Source organism: Novosphingobium sp. SG754 (assembly GCF_013149315.1).
GTDB classification, from domain to species: Bacteria; Pseudomonadota; Alphaproteobacteria; order Sphingomonadales; family Sphingomonadaceae; genus Novosphingobium; species Novosphingobium capsulatum.
The window spans coordinates 1-24,965 of the sequence record NZ_JABGCC010000009.1 but is presented as its reverse complement, the minus strand read 5'-3'; the positions used below and the strand labels follow the sequence as shown (position 1 = coordinate 24,965).

Genomic DNA, 24,965 nt, shown 5'->3' with positions numbered 1-24,965 from the left:
CTGGGATCATCCTAAGATGGCGCCTTCACTGCGCGCTCAGGTATTCCGCCAAGGGCGCGTCGATCGGTTTGCTGCGGTTCTGTTCTTCAGCGGCGTCGATCCGCGCCAGCGCACTCTGGACATAGCGTACGCCGCCCCAGCGGAACGGTTCGATCTCCCACTTGCGCGGTGCGGCGCGGTGGAAGGGCAGTCCTTCCAGCCCGGTTTGCCATCCCCCGACCAGGCCTGCCACCAAGCGAGCGCACATCGCGCTGGTTGACACGCCCCGGCCGGTGTAGCCGTAAAGCAAGGCAAGCTTGCTATCCGGGTCAAAGTGAACCGTGGGCATCCAATCGCGCGGTACGCCCAGATAGCCGCCCCAGGCGTTGGTAAACCTGATGTCGGCCAAGGCCGGCCACCATTCCTTCACCGTGCTGCGCATCCAGTCGAAAACGTCTTCCTCGCGCAGCGCTTCGTCACGCGTGGCGGAGCCGAAATGATAGAGCGCGCCGCGGCTGCCATAGAGAATGCGACCATCGCTGGTGCGGGTGAGATAGTTCTTGGTGCGGGCCTGCGAACTCAGGCATTCCCCACCTTTCCAGCCAACAGCGTCCCACTGTGCGGCGCTCAACGGTTCGGTTAGCACGATCATCGACGACATCGGCAGCAGGTCGCGGCGGAAACCGGGAAGGCTTGGTAGATATGCCTCGCCGGCCACAACCACCGCGCGTTTTGCGTGAACCACGCCTGTCGTGCAGCAAATCGCGGCGTCCCGGCCACGCCGAACCGATATCGCCTCGCTCCCTTCGAAAATCTGTGCGCCAAGGGCCTCCACGGCGTTCGCCAGTCCGCGCACCAGCTTGCCGGGGTGGACCGTGGCGCCCAGCACCGAGTGCAGGGCACCGGAAATTCGGGTGACATGAACCTGTTCGGCGGCTTCGTCCGCATCGAGCAGCCGATTGCCCTCGTTCAGGCCGAGGGTTTCATAAGTGGCAAAGGTTTTTTGCAAGGATGCGAGTTGCTGTTCACCCCGCGCGATGCTGAGCAGGCCGGTGTGCTTGAATTCCGCATCGATGCCTGCCGCAGCCAGCGTTCCGTCAAAGCGTGCGACAGTCTCCTGTTGCGCTTCCATCACCCGTCGCGCCATCTGCACGCCATAGCGGCGGATCAGTGGCGCAGGATCAACCGGAAAACGTGGCGAGCACCAGCCGCCATTGCGCCCCGACGCGCCATAGCCGCAGAAGCGCCGTTCCACGATCGCGACCTTCAGCGAGGGATTGCCAGACAAAAGGTGAAACGCGGTCCACAACCCCGAAAAGCCGCCACCCACAATGGCGATATCTGCCGATACATCGCCATCCAGTGCGGGGCGCGAGCGCAGATCGTCGCGCGAACTCGATATCCAGTGATCCCCCTCAATCGGTTCGATCCGGTCGGCGTTTCTCTCCCGCACCTCGCTCACGCGCTCGGCTCCTCGTCAAACACCATGAAAATCTTGCGGCTGGTTTCGTGAATATCCCATACGCCAAGGCTGTTTTCGGGAAAATGGACGACATCGCCGGCCTTGATCTCGATGGCTTCGCCTGTGTCGGGCGTAAAGGTCGCGCGCCCCTCCAGGAAATGGCAGAACTCCGCCTGTACGATCTGGCGCCGCCATCGCCCGGGGCTGCATTCCCATACGCCGATCCTGTTCGTAGCCCTTGCGCTCGACGTCAGTGACGCTGAGCGGACGATCGAGACAGGATCACCCAGCGGCGCCGGAACCGGCTTGCCTTCCGCTGTGTAAAGCAATGTCTCTGGCTGGAAAATGACTGGCTTCATGGAATGCGGGTCTCCTGGTTACCAATGCGACGTTGCGCCCAGCCAGAGCCTGGAAATAGTTGTGTTGCTATGCTCTGGCGGTGTGTGCCGATCACCGCGATCACCGGCATGGATGCGCCAATGGCGCGCGCAGGGCGCCAATCCGGCAGACATGCCGGGCCAGCAGCCGCGACGAACGGCATCGGCGCTCGCAAAGAGTGCGATAGGTGGAGACGGGAGCTATAGCCGGGCCAAAGGCGGCAAAGCTGCAGGCGCCAATTTTGCCGCGCGCCTATAGCGGGTTGAGCACCCGGTCGAGAAACTGCCGCGTGCGCGGCGCGCGGGGCGCGGTCAGCACTTCACGCGCTGGGCCGTCCTCCACCACGACGCCATCCGCCATGAAGATGGCGCGGTCGCCCACCTCGCGGGCAAAGGCGATCTCGTGCGTCACCACGATCATGGTCATGCCGCTTTGCGCAAGCGCGCGCATGACCTGCAGCACCTCACCTACGCGTTCGGGGTCAAGGGCGGATGTGGGTTCATCGAACAGGATCGCCTGCGGGCGCATCGCCAGGGCCCGCGCGATGCCAACGCGTTGCTGTTGACCACCCGACAATTGCGATGGCATCGCGTTGGCGCGGTCAGCCAGGCCGACCTGGTCGAGCAGCGCCATCGCATGGGCCTCTGCTGCATCGCGCGGCTCGCGCAACACATGCACCGGCCCTTCGATCACGTTTTCCAGCACGGTACGATGTGGCAGCAGGTTGAACCGCTGGAACACCATGGCTACCTTGCGCCGGATCGCGGAAAGATTGGCATCCGTCACCGGCACTCCGTCGACCTCGATCGTGCCTTTGTCGTGTCGCTCCAGTCCGTTGATGGCCCGCAGCACGGTGGATTTCCCAGAACCGGACGGACCGATCAGGCAAGCAACCTGGCCTTGCGGCACCGTAAAATCGATGCCGCGCAGAACCGTCTTGTCACCATAGCGCTTGGTGACCCCGTCTAGCCTGATCATCGCCGTGCCAGCCGCCGTTCGAGGGTGCGGACACATGCTGCCAAGGGCAGGCTGGCAGCCAGATAGAGCAGCGCGATGAGCACGTAGACCGTTCCGTTCTTGAAGGTTGAAATGGCGAGCAACTGTCCCGCACGGGTGAGTTCGGCGATGGTGATGGTCGACGCGATGGAGGAATCCTTGAGCAGCATGACCGTCGTATTGCCGAACGAGGGCAGCGCTGCACGCAGCCCCAGCGGCAGCACGATCCGCCGGAAGGCCAGTCGGTCGCTCATGCCGACCGACAGCCCCGCTTCCACCAGTTGTCGATCAACGGCCCCGAAACCGCCGCGAAAATTCTCGGCCTGATACACCGAATAGGCCAGGCCAAGGCCCAGGACACCGGCCAGGAAAGGCGGCAAGTCAATGCCAATGTCGGGCATCACGAAATACACGCAAAACAGCTGCACGATGATCGGGATGCCGCGAACGGTATGCACGATGGCCAGGCTAACGCCGCGCACCACCGCAGACCGGCTCATGCCCATCACCGCCCAGCAAATCCCCAGCGCGATGCTGGTTGCCAGAGCGCACAGGGTCAGGACCATCGTCATGCCCAGTCCCCGCAGCAGGACCGGCAGGAATTGGATCGTATCGGTCAGAAAGTCGCTCATGCCGCCTCTTCGAGTTGCCAGTGTCGAGCGATTGCGGGAATGCGCCGGGGCAGCAGCTGCGCGATCGCCTGGTCCACCTGGGGCAACAATCCGTCCCCCTTGCGCATGACCAGACACAATTCCTCGCGGGCCGGTGCCGTAAATCCAGGAACGATCCGAACCGAGCGCCGCGGGCCCACCCGCAACTGGTAGCGTAGGATCGGTGCATCGCCATAACCGGCATCGATCCGCCCGTGATCCAGGTCTCGCAACAGATCCGACAGGTTTTCATAGGTCGCCACATCGGCCACCCCGGCCGCGTGCAATTGGTCGATGAAACGGGTTCCGATCTGCCCACCGATCCTCAGCGCGCGCGCCGCGGCGAGATCGGGGTAGGGGCGATGATCGCTCGCGCGCACGACCAGCGCGCCTTCATAGGCATAGACGGGGCGGCTGAACGACACGACCTTCTCGCGCTCTGGCGTGCGCAGCAGTGCCGCTGCGATCATGTCGATCTTGCCGGTGACAAGAGACGGAATGAGTGCCGAAAAAGGTGTGACGCGAAGGTCGGGGGAAAGCGACAGCGCGTGCGAAACAGAACTCGCAATATCGACGATCGCGCCGGTCAGCGCATTCGTCATCGGGTCGACAAAGCTGAACGGCACGCCCGTTGGAGAGGAGCCGATCACCAGTTCACCGGCTTTCCGCACGCGACGATGGCACGCGGCAGCCAGCACGCTGCCGATCGATGCGGCAAGCATTGTTCTTCGGCTAATCATGTCGTCGCCACAGCCCCATTGCCCGCCTCCAATCCGGCCGCAATGCCATTGCGGCCTGGGCCATTTCCTGGTCCACCGCGGCTGCGGTCACCATTGCCCCGATCAGGAAGCACTGTCACACGCGATCATGCCCACGTCTTCGGGTGCCATGTCGTCGAATTCGGACAGGCTATGGGCTTCGCCGGCTTCGCCCAAGTTGATAAAAGATCGGCCCTGGTGTCAGCCAGTCACCGCGCGGAATGGGCCATCGCATTCTCGAGCCAGCGTCGGAACGCCGCGATGGCTGTCGCGCGCCAGTTGTCGCGCCTAGCGGTGAAATTGTAGCTGCCCAGGAAGACGTCGGGGAACGCGCCGACTGCTGCCAGGCGGCCGCTTGCCAGGTCATCACTGGCCAGCAAGGCATTGGCCAGTGCAATGCCTTGCCCTTTGCGTGCTGCGGCCAGAGTCAGGTGTCCCTGCCAGAATTTGGGGCCGGGGATCTCGCCCACATCGGTGACCCCGTGCTGATCGAACCAGCGTCGCCACTGATCATTGCTCGCTTCATGGAGCAGCGTTCGCTCCAGCAGTTCCGAAGGGGTGGAAATGGGCGGCGTACTGGCAATGAAGGCCGGGCTGGCGACGGCCAGCACAGCCGGCCGTGCCACCTCGATGGACCGGAGGGTTGCACGCGGTTCCTCGCGATGCGCATCGATGATGTAGTGCAGATAAGCGTCGGCTTCGTTGGCGGCAAATGCCGGCGGTGTGTCCGACGGCTGGAGTTCCAGCTCCACCGAGGGATGATCGCGCATGAATTCTCCGACTCGGCCCGACAGCCATTCCGAGGCCAGTCCTGGCGCCACCCACAGCCGTAGCAGCACATCATCGTCGCGCCGCATCAGATCCTGCGTGGCCAGGGCGATCTCGGCGAGCGCGGCGCTGATCCGGGTGTGATAGGCGCGGCCCTGCTCCGTCAGGTTGCCGTGCCCCGCTCCGTTGCGATCGACCAGCGACATGCCAGTCCATTGTTCCAGCGCATAAAGATGGCGGCTGACCGCAGCATGATCGATAGAGAGCGCAGCCGCCGCCCGCCGAATGCCGCCGCATGAGCCCACTGCCTCGAATGCCCGCAGGGCCGCAAACGGCGGAGTGGCCGCGCGTTGCGCCCGGATAACGCGGGCGCGGTCGGTCGGATCGGTTGTGGACATCGCCCAGATCATTGACCGGCATACGCATTTGTCAACGTTATCTTCGGTGCTTTCCGGTCAACACCACGCTGCCATGCGTCACCGACCTATCCCCGCAGCGCCCAAACGAAGGCCATGTGCGGCGAATTTGCCAGCTAAACTTGCGGGAACGGCCATTGTAATGATGTTGCAAAGGCTGGCAGTTTTTGCGCGTAGGCCCTTGAAAAACCTGGGTGAAGGGAATCGAATTAGCGCTCTATCAAATTGATAAAGCGACAGGTTTTTCGATGATTCGCAAATCGGTCCATCGCGGGTGCTCCTGTCAAGCGGAAAGTAAATGGGTTCGGTTCGCAGGAGCGGAATCCAATGTCCGATTCGGCCGAGTCGTGGGCCACTTGCACCTCGGATTTAGGCGCCGGAGTTTGAGCCAGATCGCCCTCATTCCTGCCATTCCCGAGTCCGGATGCCGACAACGAAACTGCGCCTTCGTTCATCTCGACGAGGAATGGGGCTCTTCGGCCAATAGTAGGGGATCGACATGCGATCCCCTGACTCACGTCAGAAGCGCAAGGTGCCTTCGACGCCATATGTCCTAGGCAACGCCCGGACCAGGTAGCCCGCTCCGGTAATTCCCTCGTTGGGATAGCCGCCTGGGAAATAGAGCTTGTTCGACAGGTTTTTGCCCCACAGCGAAAGCGTATAGCGACCGGTCACGAAGCTGATGCGGCTGTTGAACACCCAGTAATCGCCTTCACCATTGGTATAAGCGCCAGTGGCGAGGTTCTTGAGGACACCACGACTGTAGTCTTTGAACGAGTCGTAGTAGAAACGGCCGGTATAGGCTGTGTCGCCGTGCAGCTTGATCTTGCCACCCCCGACATCTGCCGCATCCCAGTCGAAGCCAAGGTTGATCGAGGACTTCGGCGCATAGGGAAAGGGATTTCCGCCCACGCTGACACTGCCAGCGCCGGATTGCACGCAGGAGCCTTTCTGAGCCGGGAACAGCCCGCTCAGGTTCAGCGCAGCACAAGTTGCCTGGTCGAAACCCTTGTATTTGCTGTCCAGCAGACCAAGCGATGCACTCAGCGTCAGGCGGTCGGTTGCGGCAAACTGGACATCCAGTTCAAGCCCCTTCATCGTGCCGTCGAGCGTGATGATGTTCGCCGTTACGCTCTGGTCGACGACCTGGCTCTGCTGGTTCTTGTAATCGTAATAGAAGAAGCTGCCGTTGATCTGCAGCCGATTGTCGAGGAACCGGGTCTTGAAACCAATCTCATAGGCATTCACTTCCTCTGGTTTGACGAAATAGACCTGTGGGGAACTGATATAGGCCAAGCCATTGAACGTTCCGGCGCGATAGCCACGGCTGTAGCTGGCATAGAGCATGACACCGTCCACCGGTTTCCAGTCCAAGATGGCGCGACCCGATATGCGGCTGGTCTTGCCATCCTTGTTCACGCCGCCAGGTGTCGTACCCCCGGTGGCCGGGATCGCCACTTTGCCGGCCTCGTCGTAGACCGGCGATAGGAAATAGGGCGCGCCATAAGCCGAGACGGCGAGCATCCGTGGGTTACCGGCATCATCGTAGTACGTGGTGAGACCATCGCGATAGTTGGTGGTGTCGGTCGTGTAGCGCAGACCAGCGGTGAATTTCACCGTCGGCGTGATTTCGTAGCTGCCTTCGCCGTAGATCGCCCAGCTCTCGCGGTTCTGCCTGAAATGCTGCTTGCCAAGAATGCCGGTAGGAAGCGAACCGGCGGACAAACCCTTCCCGTTGAAGCCACCCGCCGGATTGAACCACGTTGCAGGCAGGCCAACTGCCGCGCGGACGTCGCTGAGCAGGTTGAAGATGTCGATATCGTTGTTCGACGTCACCGTGTCCCAGCCATAATAGGCGCCGGCGATCATCTTGAACGGGCCGCTGCTGTAATCGAGCCGGAGATCCTGGTTGAAGGCCTTGAAATCGGAACGGTAGCCGTTCGAGCAGAGGCGCAGGGGGCTGCTGTCACAATCGGTCTGCGTCTGGAGATAGAGGCCAGAATCATAGCCGGTGATCGAGGTGAGGTTGAGCTTGTCGAGGAGTTTGGCCTTCACCGTGAGCACCACGCCTTCCGTGCGGGTCTCGGCGCGGCCAATCGTATCCTGTTCGATCTGCGTGTCCGACAGGCCCGCCCGGCTGTAGCTGCTGGGCAGCAAACCGGCGCCGTTGGAGCCTAGCGCGCGAAACAATGGTGCCAGGATGAAATTGGAGTTTTCATAGTCGAACAGGGCCGGATTGGCCTTGTACGAGCCCGCGCCGAGCGAGGCCGCGGTCCCGCCGATCGATTTCGACGCATAGCCCTTCACCGTGACATCAAGCGTATCGCTCGGCTTGAAACGCAGCGTTCCCCTAAAGGCATATGTTTCATCGCCGCCCGGATCGCGACCCGTGGCGAAATTTCGCCCGGACGCACCGCCTGCGGCCGTCTTGTTGAGGCCGGCGGGCATCAGGTTGTGAATGTAGGGATCCATTTTGACATAAGTGCCGGCGATGCGGATACCCAGCTGGTCCTTGACCGGCGTGAGTTCGACGGCGCCTTCGACGCTCTTGCGGTCAAAATTGCCATAGCCGGCCGTCACATAACCATTTGCGTCCTTCAGATCGGGCTGGCGGGTGATGAAATTGATCGCACCTCCCGTGGTGTTGCGGCCATAGAGCGTGCCCTGCGGGCCGCGTACTACCTCCACCTGAGCCAGGTCATAGAGTTGCTGCCCCTGGCTCGCGCGGAAGGTCTGATAGACCTCGTCGACATAGACGCCGACCGGGGAGGCCGCGCTGGCGCTGAGTTCGGTGCCGACGCCGATGCCGCGCAGAGTGAAATTGGGCTGCTGCGAACCGTAGGCCGATGATACCTGAAGATTAGGCATCGAACTGTTGAGGTCCGACGTATCGAACACGCCCTTGTTGGCGAGTTGCGAGGAGGAGATGGCCGATACGGCGACGGGAACGTTCTGGAGATTTTCCGACCGCTTGGTCGCGGTGACGACAATTTCTCCCAGCCCTCCGGGCTGCGCTTGCTCGTCAGTCGACTGCTGCGCAAATGCCGGCGTCGCAAGACATGCCGCGACGGCAAGAATGCTGATGCCTCCAACCCTGTTCATAGAAAGCTCCCTGATGAGGTCACTGCATCTTGGTGCATTCGTGACCTGTTGCGCCTCGACATCGTCACCGGGGGATACACGGACCTTTCCGCAGAAATCCCCGGCGCTGGTGTCAAGGTCCAACCTGCAGGAAATCTGACCCTCTTCTTAGAACCTGTTCGCCGGTTTTTAATGGAGCCAGTTTCACCGTTGGTCGATATGCATGGCACGCAACATGAAGCGCTGGATTTTGCCGCTGGGCGTCTTGGGCAATTCGGGCACGAACGCGATCAGCCGGGGATACGCATGGGCAGAAAGCCGCGTCCTGACATGCGCTTTGAGGGCATCGGACAGCACTGGCGATGCCGCGAACCCCGCATTTAGCACGACGAGCGCCTTGACCAGCTCGGTGCGTTCGGGATCGGGCACGCCGATGACGGCGGCCTCCATCACGGCGGGATGCTCGATCAGCGCGCTTTCGACATCGAAGGGGCCGATGCGATAACCGGATGAAGTGATGACATCATCGGCACGGCCGATGAAACTAATGCTGCCGTCCGCTTCCCGTTCCACGGTATCGCCGGTATGATAATAGCCTTTCCGGATGGCGGGCGTGGGTTGTTGCCAATAGCCGCGGAACCAGAGCATCGGCGATTGGGCGATGTCGACGGCCAGTTCGCCCGGCTGGTTCGCGCGTCGCTCATTGCCCTCCTCATCCAGCACCGCCAACCGGTAGCCGGGCATCGCGAACCCCGCCGAGCCGGCACGGACCGGGTGCGACAGACCGTGATGGTTGTTCACGACCATGCCGGTTTCGGTCTGTCCGTAATGATCGTACACCGGCACTGCGAGATGCTCGTCAAACCAGCGGATTACTTCGGGATTCAGTGGCTCGCCCGCGCTGCTGACGACGCGCAGCCTGCATCTGACCCTTGTTGCGGCATCGCCGCCTTCGGCCATCAGCAGGCGATAGGCGGTAGGCGAGCCGGCGAGGTTCGTGACGCCAAGGTTGGCGATAAGATCGTAGGCCGCCGCGGCGGAAAATGCGCCTTCGTACAGGATGGTTGACCGGCCCAGCAACAGCGGACCTGTGATCCCGTAATAGAGGCCGTAGGCCCAGCCTGGATCGGCGATGTTCCAGAAACGGTCTTCCGCCCGCAGGTCGATCGCCCAGCGCATATAGGCGCCGATGGCAGGCAGGGCCTTGAGCGGCACACCCACGCCCTTGGGCAGACCTGTCGAACCCGATGTGGACATCATCAGGAAGAGATCGTCGCCGGCGCGCATCACCGGCGCGAAATCGGCGGGCATCTCCATCACTTCGGCGCTGAAGTCGATGTCCCCGGCGGTCAGGAATTCCTCGGGCAAGCGAACGGTGGCGACCGGCGGACATTGCGCGATGCCGGTCAGCTTCGCGCGATTGGCACTGTCCGTAACGACCAGCACGGCCTTGCTCATGCCCAACCGGTGTTCGATGGCCTTGGGACCGAAGGCGGTGAACAGCGGCTGATAGACGGCGCCCGCCCGCCAGACGCCCAGGACCGTGGCGATTAGTTCGGCTCGTCGCGGTAGCAGGCCCGCCACAACATCACCGGGCTTGACGCCATGCGCCGCCAGCATGTTCGCCACTTGCGCCGACAAGCCGCGCAACCGGGCAAAACCGTGGTCTTGCCTCGTGCCGTCTGCCGCCACCGCAATGAAGGCCAGACCGTCGCCATCGGCATATCGGTCGCAGCATTCCACACAGGCGTTGATACCGCCCGAAAGACTGCCAGAAAGCCGGGCCCATTCCCGTTCCATGCAAAATTCTTCGACCGCCCCCTGGTAGCTGGGGGCGGCGACAGCAACCGGTGTTCCGGTCATGCCTTTGTTCCTCTCCGCAATCATGCCACAACGATACGACCCGCCGGTTTTCCAGCGCGCTCCGAGTATTCACCCCGCCGGATCAATGACAGGCGGCGGCGTGGGTGCGAAATAGTGGATCCGCCGTCGCCATCGCCCCCTCATAGGGCGAGCGAAGTGGCGGGCGCAGAACCGCCCCGCCACCCACCATCGCGAACCTGGACGTTATTCGGGCAACACGTCCCGTGTGATGACCCACAGTTTCTTCGAGAAGGGTCCCTTGGACGTCCATCTGATGTGCATCCCGGAAGACAGGCCGATCGAATCGCCCGCCTTGAAGTTATGCACCTTGCCGCTGTCCGTCTCCACCACTTCGACTTCGCCTTCGAGCAGCAGGATCGTCTCGTCACCCAGCACGCCGGTGTAAGGTGTGACGAGCGTGCCTTTCTCGTCCACGTTAGTCCCGGCGATGCCCTTACCCGAACGCCACACGCCGCTCAGCATCGTGCCCGTCGATCCGACGGCGCGATTGATATAGAGTTCACCGGCAACTTGCGCACCCTCGGCAGGTTCCACAAAATGATACTCCTGCCATTCGTCGGGATTGTCGCTGGTGTGCGTGATGAGTAGTTCCTGGAACGGGTTCGCGGTCGGTTCGCTGCCGTTCCAGATGCACCACCACTTCTTGAAAGACGGCCCCTCGATCTCCCACTGCACCTCCAGCCCTTTGGGCGAATAGATGATCGAGCCGGGGCCAACCTTATAGCTCTTGCCGGTGGCAATGACGGTAAGCACGGCGGTGCCGTCAATCACGCAAGCGGTCTCGTCGCCCAGCGGCGCGGAATAAACGATGGCATGCGACCCATCCGCGGCGGCGCCCGGCGCGGATGGCCCGGTACGCCAGAAACCGGCCGAGAGCGACCCCGACGTGCCTTCCGGCCGGATTACCACGTATTCGCCGTGCACCTGCGCACCGAAACGGGGTTCGATCCATTCAAACGGCACCCATTTCTCGTTGGGTTCGTTCTGCACGCCACCATGAACCGCGTAACGCGGTCCGTCCTGCACTTCCGTGGCCAACTGCGTTGCCATGCGAAAATCTCCCTGGATGCAAGATTAAATCATCACCGGCCGGCCGCGAAAGCCGCGTCTGTCCGCTCAAAGGTCGGCCAATGTCCACTATCAGCGCATTGCGGTCATTGCCCTAGCGCCACCGTTGGCCTTTTCGATTGGGCCAGATGCGGGGCGCGCTGGCCCTCATTCCCGCCCGTTCACGGCGCCACGGACGGCTCTGACGCTTCCGGGAGCAACGGTACGTCCTTGAACACCGCAAAGCTGCTTGGCGTGTTCGGCATGACCGGGAAGTTGAAATCGCACTTGGGGCACGGCTCAGCGAGCACCTTCTGCTCTTCCTGGAGTTCGAACGCCTTGTCCTCGACCAGCCCGCAGCAGGGGCAAACGCGCAGCAGACGCGTGTTGGTAAGCTCGAAATTGGTGATGATGTCTTCCATGATGGCGCCGCGCGCGGCCCATTCTTTGGCGTGCTTGTGATAGGTCGCCATATGCCAGTCTTTGAGCGCCTCGCGGCTCACCCAGAAGCTGACCTCGTTGAACCAGGTGGGGTCTTCGGGATGGACCCACCAGGTCAAATGGAGGAAGCCCGGCAATTTCATGAGATGGGTGCGCGTATCGGCGAAAATGACCTTGAACTTTTCATACCCGTCCGGGCTGGAAAAGCGCACGCGCTGCATGCTGAGATAAATGGACATGGGGTTCTCCTCTCAATGAGTCCAGCACGACAAGCTGTTTGCGCAGGATGAACAGCGCCATGGCCAGCCGGTAGGGCCAGCATCGGCAAAGATGATAGTGCCAGTTGGCAATCGCTCTATCATTGCTGTGGCGGCGCGGTAGGATGGGCTCGATCAAGATGTTAGGGGCTTGTCCAGATGACGATGAATCTGATCATCCGCATCGACCGCAAGGATGAACGATCCCTGCAAGTCCAGATCTATGAGGCGCTGCGCGACCAGATCCTGAAAGGCACACTGGCCGCGGGCAAGCGCCTGCCCTCGACGCGCAGTATGGCAGACCAGCTCGGCATCGCCCGCAACACGGTGACGCTGGCCTATGAACGCCTGGCCGCCGAGGATTATATTACCTCGAGGGCCAAGGCTGGCATCTTCGTCAACGAACGGCTGCCCGACGCCACCGTCCTGCTGCGCAACGGGCACGCGTCGATCCAGCCGAGCCGCAAGCGACTGCGCCTAGGCAAGAACCCGAGTTTCTCCGGGCGAGCGCCCCAGCTTTGGCACGAGAAACGCTCGCGCCCGCAGTTCGATTTCTTTGTCGGACGCCCTCACCCCGAGAGTTTCCCGACCAGCTTCTGGCAGCGCGCCACCGCGCGACACCTGGCCTATGCGCGTGGCATCCAGACCGAATATGGCGATCCGCGCGGACTGCGGGCGCTGCGCGAGGCGATCGCGGCGCATTTGGGCGAAACGCGCGGAATCGATGCGAGCGCCGATCAGGTCATGATCACCTCCGGTATTCAGGGCGCGCTCAACCTGCTGGCCAGAATTTTCATCACCGACCGGGCGCGGGCGAGCGTGGCGGTCGAGAACCCCTGTTATCAGGGCGCGGCCTATCTGTTCGGCAGCTATGGCGCCAGCATCCATCCGATAGACGTCGACGAGCAGGGTATCGTCGTTTCACAACTCGAAGGCTTTCTGGGCAATCTCGTCTATGTAACGCCGTCCCATCAGTTTCCGACCGGCTGCACGCTCAGCCTCGATCGCCGGCTGCACCTGCTCGACTGGGCCTATCAGACGGGCAGCTATATCGTCGAGGACGACTACGACAGCGACTTCCGTTACGACGGGCCGCCGCTCACCGCGCTGGCCGGGCTGGACCGGAATGGTCACGTCATCTATCTCGGAACCTTCTCCAAATCAATCGGCGCGGGACTGAGAGTGGGATATGCTGTCATGCCGCGTCATCTGCTGGACCAGGCGCAACTGGTGAAGACGCTGACCGACAACGGTGCCCCCTGGCTTGAACAGGCAGTGATCTCGGACTTTCTCAAGGAAGGCGCATTCCTCCGCCATCTCCGGCGCATCCGCCGATCCTATATGGGTGCACGCGACACGGTGATCCGGTCGATCGAAGAGCATTTCCCCGGTGGTGCGTTGCTAGGGCGGGAATGCGGCATGCATATGATGTGGACATTGCCACCCAATCTCCCTTCCGCAAACGACATGCAGCGCATCGCACTGAACTGCGGCGTCGGTCTCTACCCGTTCGCGGGCGCGGCGGCGCAGGAATATGGCAATCCCGGCCGCTTCCGCGAACGATCGCTGGTGCTCGGCTATACCGGACTATCGGAAGATACGATCCGCGAAGCCTTTGCTCGAGTGGCCACCGTGGTCGGCCAGGGGTGCTAACTCACACGAACTGGCACCACCTTTAAAGCTGGATATGGCTCTAGGGGTTGGACCGACAGGTCCCTAGCCTTCCTGAAAGTCATCGGCGTCCCTTTGGCGCGCCGCCGACAAGACAGGAGGATTGGATATGCCTGATTACAAACTTCTGATCGGTGGCCGGCTGGTCGATGGGGAGGACACGATGGACGTCATCAACCCTGCCACCGAAGAGGTGCTTGCCTTGTGCCCGCGCGCATCGGCAGGGCAACTGGACGACGCGATCCGGGCGGCGAAGCAGGCCTTTCCTGCCTGGGCGCGGACACCGATTGCGGAACGACGCGCGATGATCCTCAACCTTGCGGACTGCATGGAGGTTCATGCGGAAAGCCAGGCGCGCCTGCTCACGCAAGAACAAGGTAAGCCGCTGAGCGAAGCCACGGCCGAGATCGCCTACAGCATCGCTTTCATCCGCCAGCTCGCGACCCACGACCTGCCGATGCAGGTGCTGGAAGACAATGACAACCGCCGGGTGGAACTGCACCGTCGCCCCCTGGGCGTGGTTGGCGCGATCATTCCCTGGAATTTCCCGGTGCTGATCGTCGCCTTTAAGCTGCCTTTCGCGCTGCTGGCGGGCAATACGCTGGTCATCAAGCCAGCCCCCACGACCCCTTTGTCGGCCCTACGCATGGGCGAGATGATGGCAGGGATCTTTCCTCCCGGCGTGGTCAACATCATCACCGACCAGAACGACCTCGGCGCCCGTCTCACGACACACCCCGATGTCGCGAAGATCAGCTTCACCGGATCGACCGAAACCGGCCGAAAGGTGATGGCCGGCGCGGCAGCCTCGATCAAGCGGCTGACGCTGGAGCTGGGCGGCAACGACGCGGCGATCGTCCTGCCCGATGCCGATCCGGTGAAAGCCGCATCGGGCATCTTCGGTGGCGCCTTCATGAACGCCGGACAAGTCTGTCTCGCCATCAAGCGCGTCTATGCCCATTCGGACATCTATGATGCGCTCTGCGCGGAACTGGCCAGGATCGCCGAAGAGGCGGTCGTCGACGATGGACTGAAGCAAGGCGCGCAGATCGGACCACTCCAGAACCGGGCGCAATATGACAAGGTGCAGGCGTTACTCGAAACGGCGCGATCGGACGGCACGATCCTCGCCGGAGGCGAAGTCCTGGACCGCCCGGGCTATTTCATCCGGCCGACCATCGTGCGCGATATCAGCGACGGCGCGCGGCTGGTCGACGAGGAACAGTTCGGTCCCGTCCTTCCCGTCATTCGCTATGACGATCCTGAAGACGCGCTGGCGCGCGCCAATGCGTCCGACATGGGCCTGGGCGGCTCGATCTGGTCGTCCGATCGCGATGCGGCGCATGACCTTGCCATGCGCATGGAGGCCGGCACGGTATGGATCAACAAGCATCTCGATTTCGGCCCGACCGTTCCTTTCGGCGGCGCCAAGCAATCCGGACTGGGCGTCGAATTCGCCGAGGAAGGATTCCACGAATTCACGCAGGTTCATATCATCAACGAAGCGAAGTCTATGGCTAAATGAGCTTTGGGATGGTTCTGGCGGGTAAGCACTGCCGATCCGGAAGTGCCCCTGTTGGCCCGATCAACTTGATTTGGTGCGGTATCAGATTGCGGGCGACGTTGGTCTTGCTGGCCAGTGTGCCCTGCGCACGGAACAATTCTGGGATGGGTATGCGCCGGGTCATCAGCCAAAACACCATGACCGTGACCGTCGTAAAGGGGGAGCCATGCCCGATCATGGCGCGCGTCTCCGGGCCGGGAATGCTGGCGTTGGTGGTGCGCGTGGTTGGCACCCAGCGGGCGAAGGCCTCGATGATGGTCATGTGCCCGCCGCAGCATGGGCATGGCGGGCGATGATCCGGCGGTTCGTCGGGTTCGGGTTCCGCGATCGGCGCAGCGACGCCCGATAGCCTGCGGGTGAGCCCCATGGCGTCCTTGTGCGTTGAACTGGCGAGCAGACCATAACACCGGATGCGGTGGAAACCGCGCGGCCGGACGTGGTTCAGGAAGCGGCGGATGCCCCAGCCATAGGTCACCACGGCTTTGCCCATTAGCCCGGCGCGGCCCAGCGGCGCCAGTCGCACCACCCAGTTTAGCAGGCGTCGAACGAACGCCAGGACAACACCGGCGCCACGCAGCACGACATCGCCCGCCTCGTCGCTGCGCAGCGCGGCAAACCCCAGCGCCATGCCGATCACCACCAGTTGCAGGACACTGAACCCGATCGTGGTCCGAGCCGTCCCATCCTTGATCTCGGTCGAAGCGATCAGGCCGAGGAAATTACCGGGAATTAGGCCTTTTAGGAAATCGAGCCAACTGCCGACGGTATGCTGCGGCGGCCCCTGCGCCAGCGACACCTGGGCACTGGCGCAGGGGCGCAGGGGCGCAGCACCAGACCCAGCGCAATCCCGATTGCCACCGCGATCAGCGCCGTAATCGCGAACCTCGCCAGGGTTTCCGCGCAGCATTGTTGAGATCGCGCAACTGACCGATGCTGGCGCTGATCGCCGCGAGGACCAATGGCGGCACCAGGGCCTTGAGCAACTGGACAAAACTCGAAGCGATCAGCGCCAGCGCCACAGCGAGGCCGTTCAGGGTTATCCCGAACAGGCACCGCAGTGCCTACACGGCCCCATTGATCGTGGCCGGCCCCACGGCGCGTTCGTGCTGGTCGACCTGATCACGCCGCAGGTCTTCCATTGTGGCCGTATCCGGCGGACGGCCCAGGAACACGACGAAGCTCCGGACATGCCGGATATAGTCCTTCTGCGTGTGCGCCCCGAAGCCACGCATCATCATGTCCTGCAACATCCGCTCACGCAGCGAATGGGTCGGGGTAGCGGTCGTGACAGCATCCATGGTAAGTTCGTCTCCGTTGAAGGAACTCCACAGTCGGCGGGCGACGCCGCCCCGCCGAAAGCCTCGCAAATACTACGCTACGTCACCCCAAGCGACCCTCCCGCGGAGCGGATTCGTGCTCTGGTCGGCTGCTGCCGTTTCCAGCAAGACCCGACCCACCGCCGAGATCGCCTTCATAGCGGCCGTTCAGGCGCCTGAGCCCGTACGCCGAAAGCCGTCGTTTATTCATCAATGTCGCTGGACCCATGAACAGCGTGAGTTGGTGGGGAGCGAACGTTGAAGGATCAGTGCAGGGGCGTAAGTTCTGCAAATGAGATCGTTCCTGAGTCCAGCGTTCTTGCTCTTCATTGGCGGATGCTCGGGCGCATGCACAAATAACCTCGTCACAAAGGCCATCTCTCCGGATGGAAGACACAGCGCTGCATTGTTCGAACGTGACTGCGGTGCGACCGCTGGCTTCTCGACACAGGTTTCCGTATCTGCTCCCGGAAAACTGCCAAGCAGCGGTGGCAATGCATTCCGGGCAGATGATGATCACGGGGCAGCCACTGTGGGCAAATGGGGCGGCCCTTGGGCTGAAGTGGAGTGGTTAGCTGCAGATCACCTGCATGTCCGGTACGCTGCCAAGTCTCGCGTATTCGAAAGAGTTGACCAAATCGATGGCGTTCGTGTGACCTACGAGGCTGTTGCGCACTGAGCGTCCGGAACTGGACGCGAGCTGCCGATCTGGCCATTGCCCGTGCCTTCGCCACGATCGTCCCAAGGGTGGCCGTTCAGGTCCCGTGTCCGCAGCGTCGGAAGTGGTCACAGGTTCAGCCGATCAAAATTGGCACTCAACGGCCGATTTCAATGCGTGGCACCGGCACAATGGTGGTCAGAAATTGGAGGGGGAGCAGACGTCAGCGATCTGCGTTCACTTGCCTCTGATGAGCGGCATAGGCTCGATTGGGGGCATTTCTTGCGAACCAGTGCCTTCATTAAGGGCTTCAACGGACAGTCTAATGGCAACTTCACCGTTTGGAAGGTCTCGGTAATTCAATTCAAGGAGAAGGTGATGTTTAGCACGGCCCCGCAATTTGATGGCCCCTGCAATTCGAGACCAATCCGTTAGCGCATACTTTGGAAATTTATATCCGTAACATTGCATCGTACCTTGCGGCAAAGCCATAGCAAATTCTTGATTAGTATGTTCTTCAAGCCAATGGCAGGTCTGGGATGCGATCATCTGCTTTGAGTGACGACATCCCCATGACCACATTGTGTCTGGATCACGATCAAAGCCCCAATGAAACTCGATCCATCGCTTCTGATGCGGATCGTCCAATGGTTCAGGGGCGCTTCCCTCGAACTTTTTTATGACCTCACAAAGCGGCGTTGCGGCTGCGACAGGCTGGCTGATCGCCACTGATGCGAGGAAAACCAAATGGCGAGCAAGCTTCATGAGGTGATGATGCCATCTTTAAGCAATGTCCGCTACGGTGTCGTGTCCGGAACAGCCGGTTTGGGCGACAAACTGGTGTATTGCCATCATTCGCAGCTATCGATCGATGGCGTAAAGTTGTCGTAGCATGGCTGCGACGTCGTGATCTCGATCCGGATTACTGGGAAGCTCGATCCGATCGCGGACTACCCTTGTCAAATAGGTGGCAATTTCATCCGTTGGCGCATCGGCCTCGAGCAATTTCAGCACTTGAGGCGCGTACATGTCGTATTCGTCCGCGGCGTTCTCGATACCGCGCACGCCGATCGGATCCCAAGCCCAATGCAGGACGATTTGGATCATTTGAAGGTCTAGGTTTCTGCGCATTGGGCGTTTCTGCGCCAAGTATCGAACGTCTACAACTGGGGCGCGAGCCGCCGATTTGAGCATCGCCATGTCCGTCGCCGCCCTCATAGCGGCCATTCAGCGCCCCAGTGCCAACCGTCGAAACTACCCATTCGTTCATCCACGAAATCAGGGAAACCGTCATTGCAAATGCGACTTCGCCTGGCTTAGCCATGGCCATGCAGATGGACAGCGAGCTCGATCATCTTACCCTTGAGGAACATGGCGCCGCCTTGTTCAGGGGCGCGATTCTTTCCCATTTGGAATCGCTGGAGGCCACGGTGGCTTTACTCCCAGCAGAGCAAGCAGGCGTACGGATAAGCGGATTTGGGGCGCTCGAAACCTACGTTGCCCCAGACGGGCCACTTGGGCAGGTTGCACGGCAAGCTCTAGGAACCGCCGGCAAGGCGGTCCGCGCGATTCTGTTCGACAAGACCGAGAGTACGAACTGGTCCCTCGCGTGGCACCAGGATCGGACGATTTGCGTGCGGCAACGGGCGGATGTGGAAGGGTATGGCCCATGGTCGATGAAGGCCGGCCTGCTTCATGTCGCGCCACCATTCGACCTCTTGGCGCGCATGGTCACGCTGCGCGTCCATCTCGACGATGTGCCGCTCAGGAATGCGCCGCTGCTGATCGCTCCGGGCTCGCATAAAATCGGACGCGTGTCGGCGGATCATGTCGAGGAAACGGCGCGTCGCTGCGGCCCGATTGCCTGCACCGCCTTGGCTGGCGACGTCTGGGCCTATTCCACGCCGATCCTCCATGCTTCGGAAGCTGCGATTAAGCCCCGGCGGCGGCGTGTGTTGCAGATCGATTTCAGCGCTGAAGAATTGCCCGAGGGCCTCGCCTGGCTGGGAGTTACTTGATCCTCGATCGACGCGGCCTCTCATGCTATTGGCCAAATCCCACAACGACAGGAGGCCACGATGGCAAACAATCGCGACCCGTTCGACCTACCCTGCTTTCGAGCGCACGTCTAAGCGCCGCAAGGGTTATCCCTCCGAAACCCGCGTGAAGCGCGGCCTGCGCTTTGTCCATGGCGACAAGGAACTGGTTGAAAAGCTCGGGCGCAACGATCCCTGCCCGTGCAACTCGGGCCTCAGATTTCAAGCGGTGCAGTCTTGAAACGGGTGCTTTCGACGGCGCCGAGCGCCATGATTACTGGCGAGACTGATCCTGGCGGGGCTGGCGAATGCCAGCCCCGTATCTGGGGCCGCCCTCATTTCGGTCGTTCAGAGTCGCCGGCAGAGCCGTCGGAACCGGCCATAGGTTCACACGGCGAAAATTAGCAACGGACGACCGGTCCCATTGTCACGCGCTACCATGTGATCAGCGACGGAAGCGGGGGAGCGAACGTCAGCGCTTCCGCCGGCGGCCGGGTTCCATGGGGCGACGATTGCCGCCACAAAAGGGGAGTTGCAGGGCCTGTTGGCCGTCCGCCGGCCGCCCGGTCAGCGGACGGGATATCGGCCAGGCGTCACCCTGAATTGCCTGGTAAAGGCCGTGCTGAAAGCGGCGACGCTCTGGTATCCGCAATCCATTGCTGCTTCGGTGACGTTGGCGCCGGACGACATGCGGGCGATTGCATGCAACAGACGCGCTTTTTGTCGCCACGCCTCGATGGTTAGCCCGGTCTCGCGCGGGAACAATCGTTGCAGTGTGCGTAGGCTGGCTCCCGTCATTTCGGCAAGCTCACTCATGTCCCGCCCGTCAGCAGGCATATTCCGCACATGTTCCGCCAGCCGACGCGCGCGGGCATCCCTGGGCATGGGCAAGTTGAGGTCCTGCGGTCTCGCCTCGAGCAGCAGGTCGATGAGCAGTCCCGCGATCCGGTCATGCTCCGGACGCTCAAGGGCCAGCATGCCGATCGTGATAATGTGGAGGATGAGTTCGCGCAGCAGCGGCGTCACTTCGAGCACCGCCGGCACAGAAGGGAGGTGCGCAGCGCGACTGTTCGCGATGTAAAGCGTGCGCATCGCCACCTCACCGCTGATCGCGATGCCATGCTGAAAGCCGGCGGGTAGCCAGACCGCCCGTGTCGGGGGCACCATCCACAGCATGTCGTCGGTGGTGACGTGCATCAACCCGGAACTGGCGAAGATGAGCTGGCCCCAACGGTGTCGATGCACGCCGACCCGCGCGCCGGTACGAAAGGTCGCTGCCAGCGACCGGACGTCGAAACCATCGCTGGTCAATCGAAGACTCCGGCATCATATTGCATCGCGCCGACAAGATTGCCCTCAGTGTCCTCGAAATAAATGAGTTCGCCGACGCCTTCGATCCGGTAGGGCTGCATCAATATCCTGCCACCGCCTGCTTCGATGGCGGTTATGGTCGCCTTCAAATCCTCGACGCCGAAACTCGTTTCGAAGCTCGTCGCCGGGCGTCCTGCGGTGATATCGCGCCGTTCCTGCAATGCACCAAGCAGGCCGCTACCGGCATTTCTGATCTGGTAGTAATCGGGCGGTCCCCATGGGCTGAAACTCCATCCGAACACCCCTTCGTAAAATTGTCGAGCACGCTGAACATCGTCGGCGTTGATGGCGAAATGGCGGAAGGTGGCTGGCACGGGTGATCCTCCGTTTGTGGAAGGCTCTACCCATAGCAGCAACCACTTTGGCGCGCATTCGTTAGAATGACAAATATAGCCTATCATGCGACAGGTTCGCGCGAGTTCGACACCGTGATGCAGGGCGGCCGAAAATCAGTTAGTGGCCATTTGTGGATTATCGCAATCGGCTTGGCGATGCCCGCCGCAATTACTGACGACCCTCCCCATCAATAGGCCCGTCAAAACCCGCCGCTAATTTATCCAGAAAGTTAGCACGTGAATGGGGATCTTGGGGTTTTGATACCGCTCCAGCGGAAATACCGAACGAAGGATTTTTTCCCACCGCTTTGCGGCCCATATACCCTCGGCCCGCCACGCGCTCGGTTCAATCTGTCTGAATACCTTGAACGCGACAGTGGCGCTTGACTCTTAAGTCTACATATGTTGCAAAAAGGAATGAAGCGAACACGCCGACCCTCTCATCAAATGCTTACGTTGCTGCAATCACTCGCGGCGCAGGCGCCCGACTGGTGGCACGGATATGAACTGATGAAGGCCACCGGCTTGGCGTCCGGGACCATCTACCCTTTGCTGATGCGGATGACCGACCAAGGCCTGGTTGAGGCCGAGTGGCGCGCGGCGGAAGCCCCTGGGCGCCCACCGCGGCACGTCTATCGCTTGACCGCTACCGGGCTACGCCTGGCGCACGAACATGCCAAGGGCGAGAATGCGCCGTGCGGCGCGCCGTCTTTAGCGTGAGGGCAAAGCTCGCCCGACTGGTGCTTGCGCTGGCTGTCCAGAGCCTCGGCACGCGTCATCGCCCTTGGGCGCAGGCGATGTGCGCCGAGTTCGCCCTGGCCCAGGCAGACGGGACAGCACTGCGCTTCTCAAGTGGCTGTCTGCTGGCGGCCTGGCGCATGCTGCCCCATCACAGCGAAGGGCGTTTCGCGCTGGCTAGCTATGCGCTTTGCCTTGGGCTGCTGTTGCCCATGGGCGCACTGCTGGCCGTGGCGGCGCTGTCTGGCTTTCCCTTTGTTGATGCCAGCGCGGGATGGGCTGGCTTTCTGCTGGGGCAAGGAACCTTCACCTCGCAACTCAACGTGGGCACGCAATGCCTGGCCCCCTTGCTGATGGCGCTAACGATAATGCTGGCCGCTGCTCATGTGCCGCTGGCTTGGTGGGTGCTCGACCATGATTGGCCGCGCATTGCCGCGCTGTCCCGTTTGGGTGCCGCGGGCATGGTGACGCTGCTGCTGGGGTTGGCTTGCGCTGCGGTGAGTGTGGCCAAGTTGGCGCAGCCCTGCGCGGCGATGGCACTAGAATGTGCTGCCGTGTCCGCGCTGGCATTGTGGCACGCCCAGGGTTTTGGAGATGGGATGGCCTAGATGAGAGGCGCCGCGCGCACAGAGCGGGCAACCAACAAGAGAGGATAAGCGATGGCAAACACATCGGCGATGAGATGGCCACGCGTGGCCCTGCTGCTCACGGGCCTCGTGCTCTCGACTGTTGACGCACCCGCAAGGCCCGCCCTTGATGCACAAGCGCAGGCCGCGCTGGCCCCTGTTGTCGGCGTCGGGGGCTGGGCCGTTTATGGCACTGCCTATGCCCATGACAGCGATGCGCATGTGCCCGGTGGAGGCGTGGTCGTCATCCAGCCCGGTGCGCGCCCGGTTGAACCGTGGTCGAGCGGAGCAACCATGCCGCTACCGGGTGGAATCGCTGCGGGAGAACCAATTACGGCCGAGCTATGGGCGCGCGCAGCACGGCCTTTGCGACTCATTATCGCCATGCAAGGGGGCGCGCCACACTATGCACCCTTTGCCGTGCAGGAAGTGGCGCTGACCCGCCAATGGAAGCGTGTGGCCATAAGCGGTATTGCGCCGGCTGACATCAGCACAAACCCGCAATCCCTCTCCGTGCCGCTGGGCAAGGCTGAGGTGGCAGTGCAGTTGGGCCCCGTTGCATTTCTGCGCGGGGCCCCCAGCGCCGCTACGGCCGCACGGGCCTTTGCCGGCTTCCGCCCTGCCGAGATCCTCACCGATGTGCGCATCGCGTCAGAACCGGGCGTGGTGCTGGCTGGCACCCTGCATCTGCCCAGCAAATCGGGCCAAGCGCCATTTCCGCTGGTCGTGCTGATCCAGGGGCATGGTCCGAACGGACGGGGCGGTTTCCCGCAAATCGTCAAGGCTCTGACAGAACAGGGCATCGCCGCGCTGGAGTATGACAAGCGCGGCATCGGACAATCGAGCGGCATATACCAAGAGGATCTTGAAAGGCTGACCGCCGACGCCGCGGCCGCTGTCGCCGCGATGCGTCGCCGCCCTGATATAGACGGCCGCCGCATTGCTTTGGTTGGGCACAGCCAAGGCGGCGTGATTGCCCCGGCGGTGGCCGCTGCCGATCCCACGATCGCAGGCGTGGTGATGCTGGCGGGATCGGTGGGCGATGGTTTGCCCTATTTGCGCGGGGCACTGATCCGCCAGATGATCGCAGCGGGCCGATCAGAGGCGGTCGCAACACCGGCAATCGACGCGGCGATCACCCTGCTGCAAGCGCGGATTGACGGCAAGGACGCAGGCACCGTCGCGCGCCTGCGCGCCGTCGTGGTGGACCGGTTCGAGGCGGCCGGCTTTCCCCGCCAGCAGGCCGAGGGCGCCTTGGCGATGATTGACACTGAAGAAGCACGCGGGGCGGGCAATCTGCGCTCGGCTACTGATCTACGGGCGATCCACGGGCCGGTACTTGCCGTTTTCGGCACAAAAGATCCGCTGGTGATCGCCTCGGACGAGGCGCCGAAAGCCCGGCTGGCACTGGCCAATAACCCGCAAGGCCAAGTGATCGTTCTCGATGGGCTCAGCCATTGGTTCCAGGAAGGCGCGATCACCGGCGGCGAAGACGAGGTGGCCAGACTTGGCCCAAACGCCGGTTCGCCCCGACTGGTCCACCTTGTCGTTGACTGGCTGCTAAAGGCTTTCCATGACGATCATGAGCGGCTTAGCGATCCTCGCCAGACGAACCAAAAGTAGTCCGGCTCCTTAATCGACCTGAAGATCCGTGCTGGAGTATCGCTCACACACTCATTCGCTTTCGTGATACCGGACTTGGTGAACGAAAGACAGTGCGGGCCAGTCCTTCACTGAGGATGCCGTCCTGGTCAGCCCGCAGGAGCAGCCTCAAACCTAGCTAATTGAAGAGCAGCCTGGCCTGCTGCCGGTTTGATGGACACCGAGATAGGCTTCTTTAGGCTACCCCCGCTTGGCGTTCGAAGTCGATAGGGCTGAGATAGCCCAAGGTCGAGTGCCTGCGGGTGGGATTGTAGAAACGCTCGATATAATCGAACACGTCGGCTCTGGCCTGATCGCGTGACCGATAGACTTTCTTGCGGACCCGTTCGGTCTTGAGGGACGAGAAGAAGCTCTCCATCGCCGCATTGTCCCAGCAGTTGCCCGACCGGCTCATGGAGCAGGTCACGCCATTGTCCTGCATCAGGCGCTGGAACTGCTCGCTCGTATATTGGCTACCCTGATCGGAATGATGGAGCAGAGCATCAGGTTTACCCCGACGCCAGATGGCCATCATCATGGCATCCGCCACCAGTTGGGCCGTCATGGTCGCGCTCATCGACCAGCCTACGACACGGCGCGAGAACAGGTCGATGACTGCCGCGACATAGAGCCAACCTTCGGCGGTCCATATATACGTGAAGTCTGCCACCCACTTTTGGTTGGGCGCATCGGCGACGAACTGACGATCCAGCACATTGGCCGCGACCACTGACTTTTCACCATGATCCTTGGGCAGGCCACGCCGGCGCGGTCTGGCGCGCAATCCCTGCTGGCGCATCGTAAGCGGGGTCGCGGCCCCACCTTGCGTGCATGAAGCGCAGCGCCGAGTCTTCGCGCCCTAATCGGGCTGGAGTGCGCTGCTACTATGATA

The 24,965-nt window shown here is 61.9% G+C and carries 23 protein-coding genes and 3 pseudogenes; 7 read left to right on the top strand and 19 right to left on the bottom strand.

All coding sequences use genetic code 11. The annotated features are described in order from the left end of the window. Window positions 1-25 precede the first annotated feature (25 nt). From FHW97_RS18410 to FHW97_RS18365, 10 genes are all read right to left on the bottom strand, one after another. Window positions 26-1,441, bottom strand: coding sequence for an NAD(P)/FAD-dependent oxidoreductase (locus tag FHW97_RS18410; RefSeq protein WP_370525468.1), 1,416 nt, complete (start codon window positions 1,439-1,441; stop codon window positions 26-28). Continuing rightward, on the bottom strand, window positions 1,438-1,800 hold the full coding sequence (locus FHW97_RS18405; protein WP_171799434.1) for a cupin domain-containing protein: 363 nt from the start codon (window positions 1,798-1,800) through the stop codon (window positions 1,438-1,440). Before FHW97_RS18405 ends, FHW97_RS18410 begins: the two co-directional genes overlap by 4 nt. A gap of 271 nt (window positions 1,801-2,071) precedes the next feature. After that, window positions 2,072-2,797 carry an amino acid ABC transporter ATP-binding protein gene (locus tag FHW97_RS18400; protein WP_171799433.1) on the bottom strand — a complete coding sequence of 242 codons (726 nt, stop codon included), beginning with the start codon at window positions 2,795-2,797 and terminating at the stop codon, window positions 2,072-2,074. Beyond that, window positions 2,794-3,447: an amino acid ABC transporter permease gene (locus tag FHW97_RS18395; protein WP_171799432.1), complete on the bottom strand. Its 654-nt coding sequence runs from the start codon at window positions 3,445-3,447 to the stop codon at window positions 2,794-2,796. The genes FHW97_RS18400 and FHW97_RS18395 overlap by 4 nt, the downstream gene beginning before the upstream one ends. Next, a complete protein-coding gene (locus tag FHW97_RS18390) occupies window positions 3,444-4,187 on the bottom strand; it encodes an ABC transporter substrate-binding protein (RefSeq protein WP_171799431.1) in 744 nt (247 codons plus the stop codon). Before FHW97_RS18390 ends, FHW97_RS18395 begins: the two co-directional genes overlap by 4 nt. Before the next feature lie 245 nt (window positions 4,188-4,432). Continuing rightward, window positions 4,433-5,389 carry a LysR substrate-binding domain-containing protein gene (locus FHW97_RS18385; protein WP_171799430.1) on the bottom strand — a complete coding sequence of 319 codons (957 nt, stop codon included), beginning with the start codon at window positions 5,387-5,389 and terminating at the stop codon, window positions 4,433-4,435. A 537-nt stretch (window positions 5,390-5,926) separates the two neighbouring features. Then, window positions 5,927-8,509 (bottom strand): TonB-dependent receptor, encoded by a 2,583-nt coding sequence (locus tag FHW97_RS18380; RefSeq protein ID WP_171799429.1) that lies wholly within the window; start codon window positions 8,507-8,509, stop codon window positions 5,927-5,929. A gap of 183 nt (window positions 8,510-8,692) precedes the next feature. Continuing rightward, on the bottom strand, window positions 8,693-10,351 hold the full coding sequence (locus tag FHW97_RS18375; protein ID WP_171799428.1) for an AMP-binding protein: 1,659 nt from the start codon (window positions 10,349-10,351) through the stop codon (window positions 8,693-8,695). Window positions 10,352-10,555: 204 nt separating this feature from the next. Further along, window positions 10,556-11,422, bottom strand: a complete 867-nt coding sequence (locus FHW97_RS18370) for a cupin domain-containing protein (protein ID WP_171799427.1) — start codon at window positions 11,420-11,422, stop codon at window positions 10,556-10,558. Between the two features lie 179 nt (window positions 11,423-11,601). Next, window positions 11,602-12,099: an antibiotic biosynthesis monooxygenase gene (locus FHW97_RS18365; RefSeq protein ID WP_168558071.1), complete on the bottom strand. Its 498-nt coding sequence runs from the start codon at window positions 12,097-12,099 to the stop codon at window positions 11,602-11,604. Between the two features lie 177 nt (window positions 12,100-12,276). On the opposite strand from FHW97_RS18365, the gene FHW97_RS18360 reads away from it, so the two are divergent. Both FHW97_RS18360 and FHW97_RS18355 read left to right on the top strand, forming a co-directional pair. Continuing rightward, window positions 12,277-13,770, top strand: a complete 1,494-nt coding sequence (locus FHW97_RS18360; protein ID WP_171799426.1) for a PLP-dependent aminotransferase family protein — start codon at window positions 12,277-12,279, stop codon at window positions 13,768-13,770. A 127-nt stretch (window positions 13,771-13,897) separates the two neighbouring features. Further along, entirely contained in the window at window positions 13,898-15,313 is a 1,416-nt protein-coding gene (locus FHW97_RS18355) for an aldehyde dehydrogenase family protein (protein ID WP_171799425.1), read from the top strand. A 213-nt stretch (window positions 15,314-15,526) separates the two neighbouring features. On the opposite strand, the pseudogene FHW97_RS18350 reads toward FHW97_RS18355, so the two are convergent. The 6 genes and pseudogenes from FHW97_RS18350 to FHW97_RS18325 form a co-directional block, all read right to left on the bottom strand. Then, window positions 15,527-15,809 (bottom strand): annotated as a pseudogene (locus FHW97_RS18350) (transposase); the annotation flags it as partial. A 12-nt stretch (window positions 15,810-15,821) separates the two neighbouring features. Next, a pseudogene (locus FHW97_RS18345) lies at window positions 15,822-16,259 on the bottom strand (cation:dicarboxylate symporter family transporter); the annotation flags it as partial. After that, a complete protein-coding gene (locus tag FHW97_RS18340) occupies window positions 16,216-16,371 on the bottom strand; it encodes a hypothetical protein (protein ID WP_183533837.1) in 156 nt (51 codons plus the stop codon). The pseudogene FHW97_RS18345 and the gene FHW97_RS18340, both read right to left, overlap by 44 nt. A gap of 42 nt (window positions 16,372-16,413) precedes the next feature. Further along, entirely contained in the window at window positions 16,414-16,650 is a 237-nt protein-coding gene (locus FHW97_RS18335; protein ID WP_171799417.1) for a phage integrase N-terminal SAM-like domain-containing protein, read from the bottom strand. A 913-nt stretch (window positions 16,651-17,563) separates the two neighbouring features. Beyond that, window positions 17,564-18,091, bottom strand: a complete 528-nt coding sequence (locus FHW97_RS18330) for a hypothetical protein (RefSeq protein WP_171799424.1) — start codon at window positions 18,089-18,091, stop codon at window positions 17,564-17,566. A 96-nt stretch (window positions 18,092-18,187) separates the two neighbouring features. Continuing rightward, a complete protein-coding gene (locus FHW97_RS18325) occupies window positions 18,188-18,526 on the bottom strand; it encodes a hypothetical protein (protein WP_171799423.1) in 339 nt (112 codons plus the stop codon). 128 nt (window positions 18,527-18,654) lie between these two features. Between FHW97_RS18325 and FHW97_RS18320 the strand changes: the two genes are divergently transcribed. Then, window positions 18,655-19,344, top strand: a complete 690-nt coding sequence (locus FHW97_RS18320; RefSeq protein ID WP_171799422.1) for a phytanoyl-CoA dioxygenase family protein — start codon at window positions 18,655-18,657, stop codon at window positions 19,342-19,344. Next, entirely contained in the window at window positions 19,241-19,603 is a 363-nt protein-coding gene (locus FHW97_RS22385; RefSeq protein WP_370525467.1) for an SEC-C metal-binding domain-containing protein, read from the top strand. The genes FHW97_RS18320 and FHW97_RS22385 overlap by 104 nt, the downstream gene beginning before the upstream one ends. Window positions 19,604-19,929: 326 nt before the next feature. Here FHW97_RS22385 and FHW97_RS18310 read toward each other — a convergent pair whose 3' ends face one another. Next, entirely contained in the window at window positions 19,930-20,673 is a 744-nt protein-coding gene (locus FHW97_RS18310; protein ID WP_171799420.1) for a helix-turn-helix domain-containing protein, read from the bottom strand. Beyond that, window positions 20,670-21,047, bottom strand: a complete 378-nt coding sequence (locus FHW97_RS18305; RefSeq protein ID WP_216647770.1) for a VOC family protein — start codon at window positions 21,045-21,047, stop codon at window positions 20,670-20,672. Before FHW97_RS18305 ends, FHW97_RS18310 begins: the two co-directional genes overlap by 4 nt. Window positions 21,048-21,515: 468 nt before the next feature. Between FHW97_RS18305 and FHW97_RS18300 the strand changes: the two genes are divergently transcribed. The 3 genes from FHW97_RS18300 (at window position 21,516) to FHW97_RS18290 (ending at window position 24,055) form a co-directional block, all read left to right on the top strand. After that, complete coding sequence (locus tag FHW97_RS18300; protein WP_028658365.1) at window positions 21,516-21,788, top strand: PadR family transcriptional regulator; 273 nt, start codon at window positions 21,516-21,518, stop codon at window positions 21,786-21,788. A 20-nt stretch (window positions 21,789-21,808) separates the two neighbouring features. After that, window positions 21,809-22,414: a hypothetical protein gene (locus FHW97_RS18295; RefSeq protein WP_028658364.1), complete on the top strand. Its 606-nt coding sequence runs from the start codon at window positions 21,809-21,811 to the stop codon at window positions 22,412-22,414. An 84-nt stretch (window positions 22,415-22,498) separates the two neighbouring features. Continuing rightward, complete coding sequence (locus FHW97_RS18290) at window positions 22,499-24,055, top strand: alpha/beta fold hydrolase (RefSeq protein ID WP_171799418.1); 1,557 nt, start codon at window positions 22,499-22,501, stop codon at window positions 24,053-24,055. 214 nt (window positions 24,056-24,269) lie between these two features. Here the strand turns inward: FHW97_RS18290 and FHW97_RS18285 are convergent. Continuing rightward, a pseudogene (locus tag FHW97_RS18285) lies at window positions 24,270-24,872 on the bottom strand (IS3 family transposase); the annotation flags it as partial. Between the last annotated feature and the right edge of the window lie 93 nt (window positions 24,873-24,965).

Bases quoted from the DNA above. Each gene is read 5' to 3' on its own strand.
- FHW97_RS18405 (WP_171799434.1), bottom strand. From the start codon at position 1,800: ATGAAGCCAGTCATTTTCCAGCCAGAGACATTGCTTTACACAGCGGAA.
- FHW97_RS18400 (WP_171799433.1), bottom strand. From the start codon at position 2,797: ATGATCAGGCTAGACGGGGTCACCAAGCGCTATGGTGACAAGACGGTT.
- FHW97_RS18395 (WP_171799432.1), bottom strand. From the start codon at position 3,447: ATGAGCGACTTTCTGACCGATACGATCCAATTCCTGCCGGTCCTGCTG.
- FHW97_RS18390 (WP_171799431.1), bottom strand. From the start codon at position 4,187: ATGCTTGCCGCATCGATCGGCAGCGTGCTGGCTGCCGCGTGCCATCGT.
- FHW97_RS18385 (WP_171799430.1), bottom strand. From the start codon at position 5,389: ATGTCCACAACCGATCCGACCGACCGCGCCCGCGTTATCCGGGCGCAA.
- FHW97_RS18380 (WP_171799429.1), bottom strand. From the start codon at position 8,509: ATGAACAGGGTTGGAGGCATCAGCATTCTTGCCGTCGCGGCATGTCTT.
- FHW97_RS18375 (WP_171799428.1), bottom strand. From the start codon at position 10,351: ATGACCGGAACACCGGTTGCTGTCGCCGCCCCCAGCTACCAGGGGGCG.
- FHW97_RS18370 (WP_171799427.1), bottom strand. From the start codon at position 11,422: ATGGCAACGCAGTTGGCCACGGAAGTGCAGGACGGACCGCGTTACGCG.
- FHW97_RS18365 (WP_168558071.1), bottom strand. From the start codon at position 12,099: ATGTCCATTTATCTCAGCATGCAGCGCGTGCGCTTTTCCAGCCCGGAC.
- FHW97_RS18360 (WP_171799426.1), top strand. From the start codon at position 12,277: ATGACGATGAATCTGATCATCCGCATCGACCGCAAGGATGAACGATCC.
- FHW97_RS18355 (WP_171799425.1), top strand. From the start codon at position 13,898: ATGCCTGATTACAAACTTCTGATCGGTGGCCGGCTGGTCGATGGGGAG.
- FHW97_RS18335 (WP_171799417.1), bottom strand. From the start codon at position 16,650: ATGGATGCTGTCACGACCGCTACCCCGACCCATTCGCTGCGTGAGCGG.
- FHW97_RS18330 (WP_171799424.1), bottom strand. From the start codon at position 18,091: ATGAAGCTTGCTCGCCATTTGGTTTTCCTCGCATCAGTGGCGATCAGC.
- FHW97_RS18325 (WP_171799423.1), bottom strand. From the start codon at position 18,526: ATGGCGATGCTCAAATCGGCGGCTCGCGCCCCAGTTGTAGACGTTCGA.
- FHW97_RS18320 (WP_171799422.1), top strand. From the start codon at position 18,655: ATGCAGATGGACAGCGAGCTCGATCATCTTACCCTTGAGGAACATGGC.
- FHW97_RS22385 (WP_370525467.1), top strand. From the start codon at position 19,241: ATGCTTCGGAAGCTGCGATTAAGCCCCGGCGGCGGCGTGTGTTGCAGA.
- FHW97_RS18300 (WP_028658365.1), top strand. From the start codon at position 21,516: ATGCTTACGTTGCTGCAATCACTCGCGGCGCAGGCGCCCGACTGGTGG.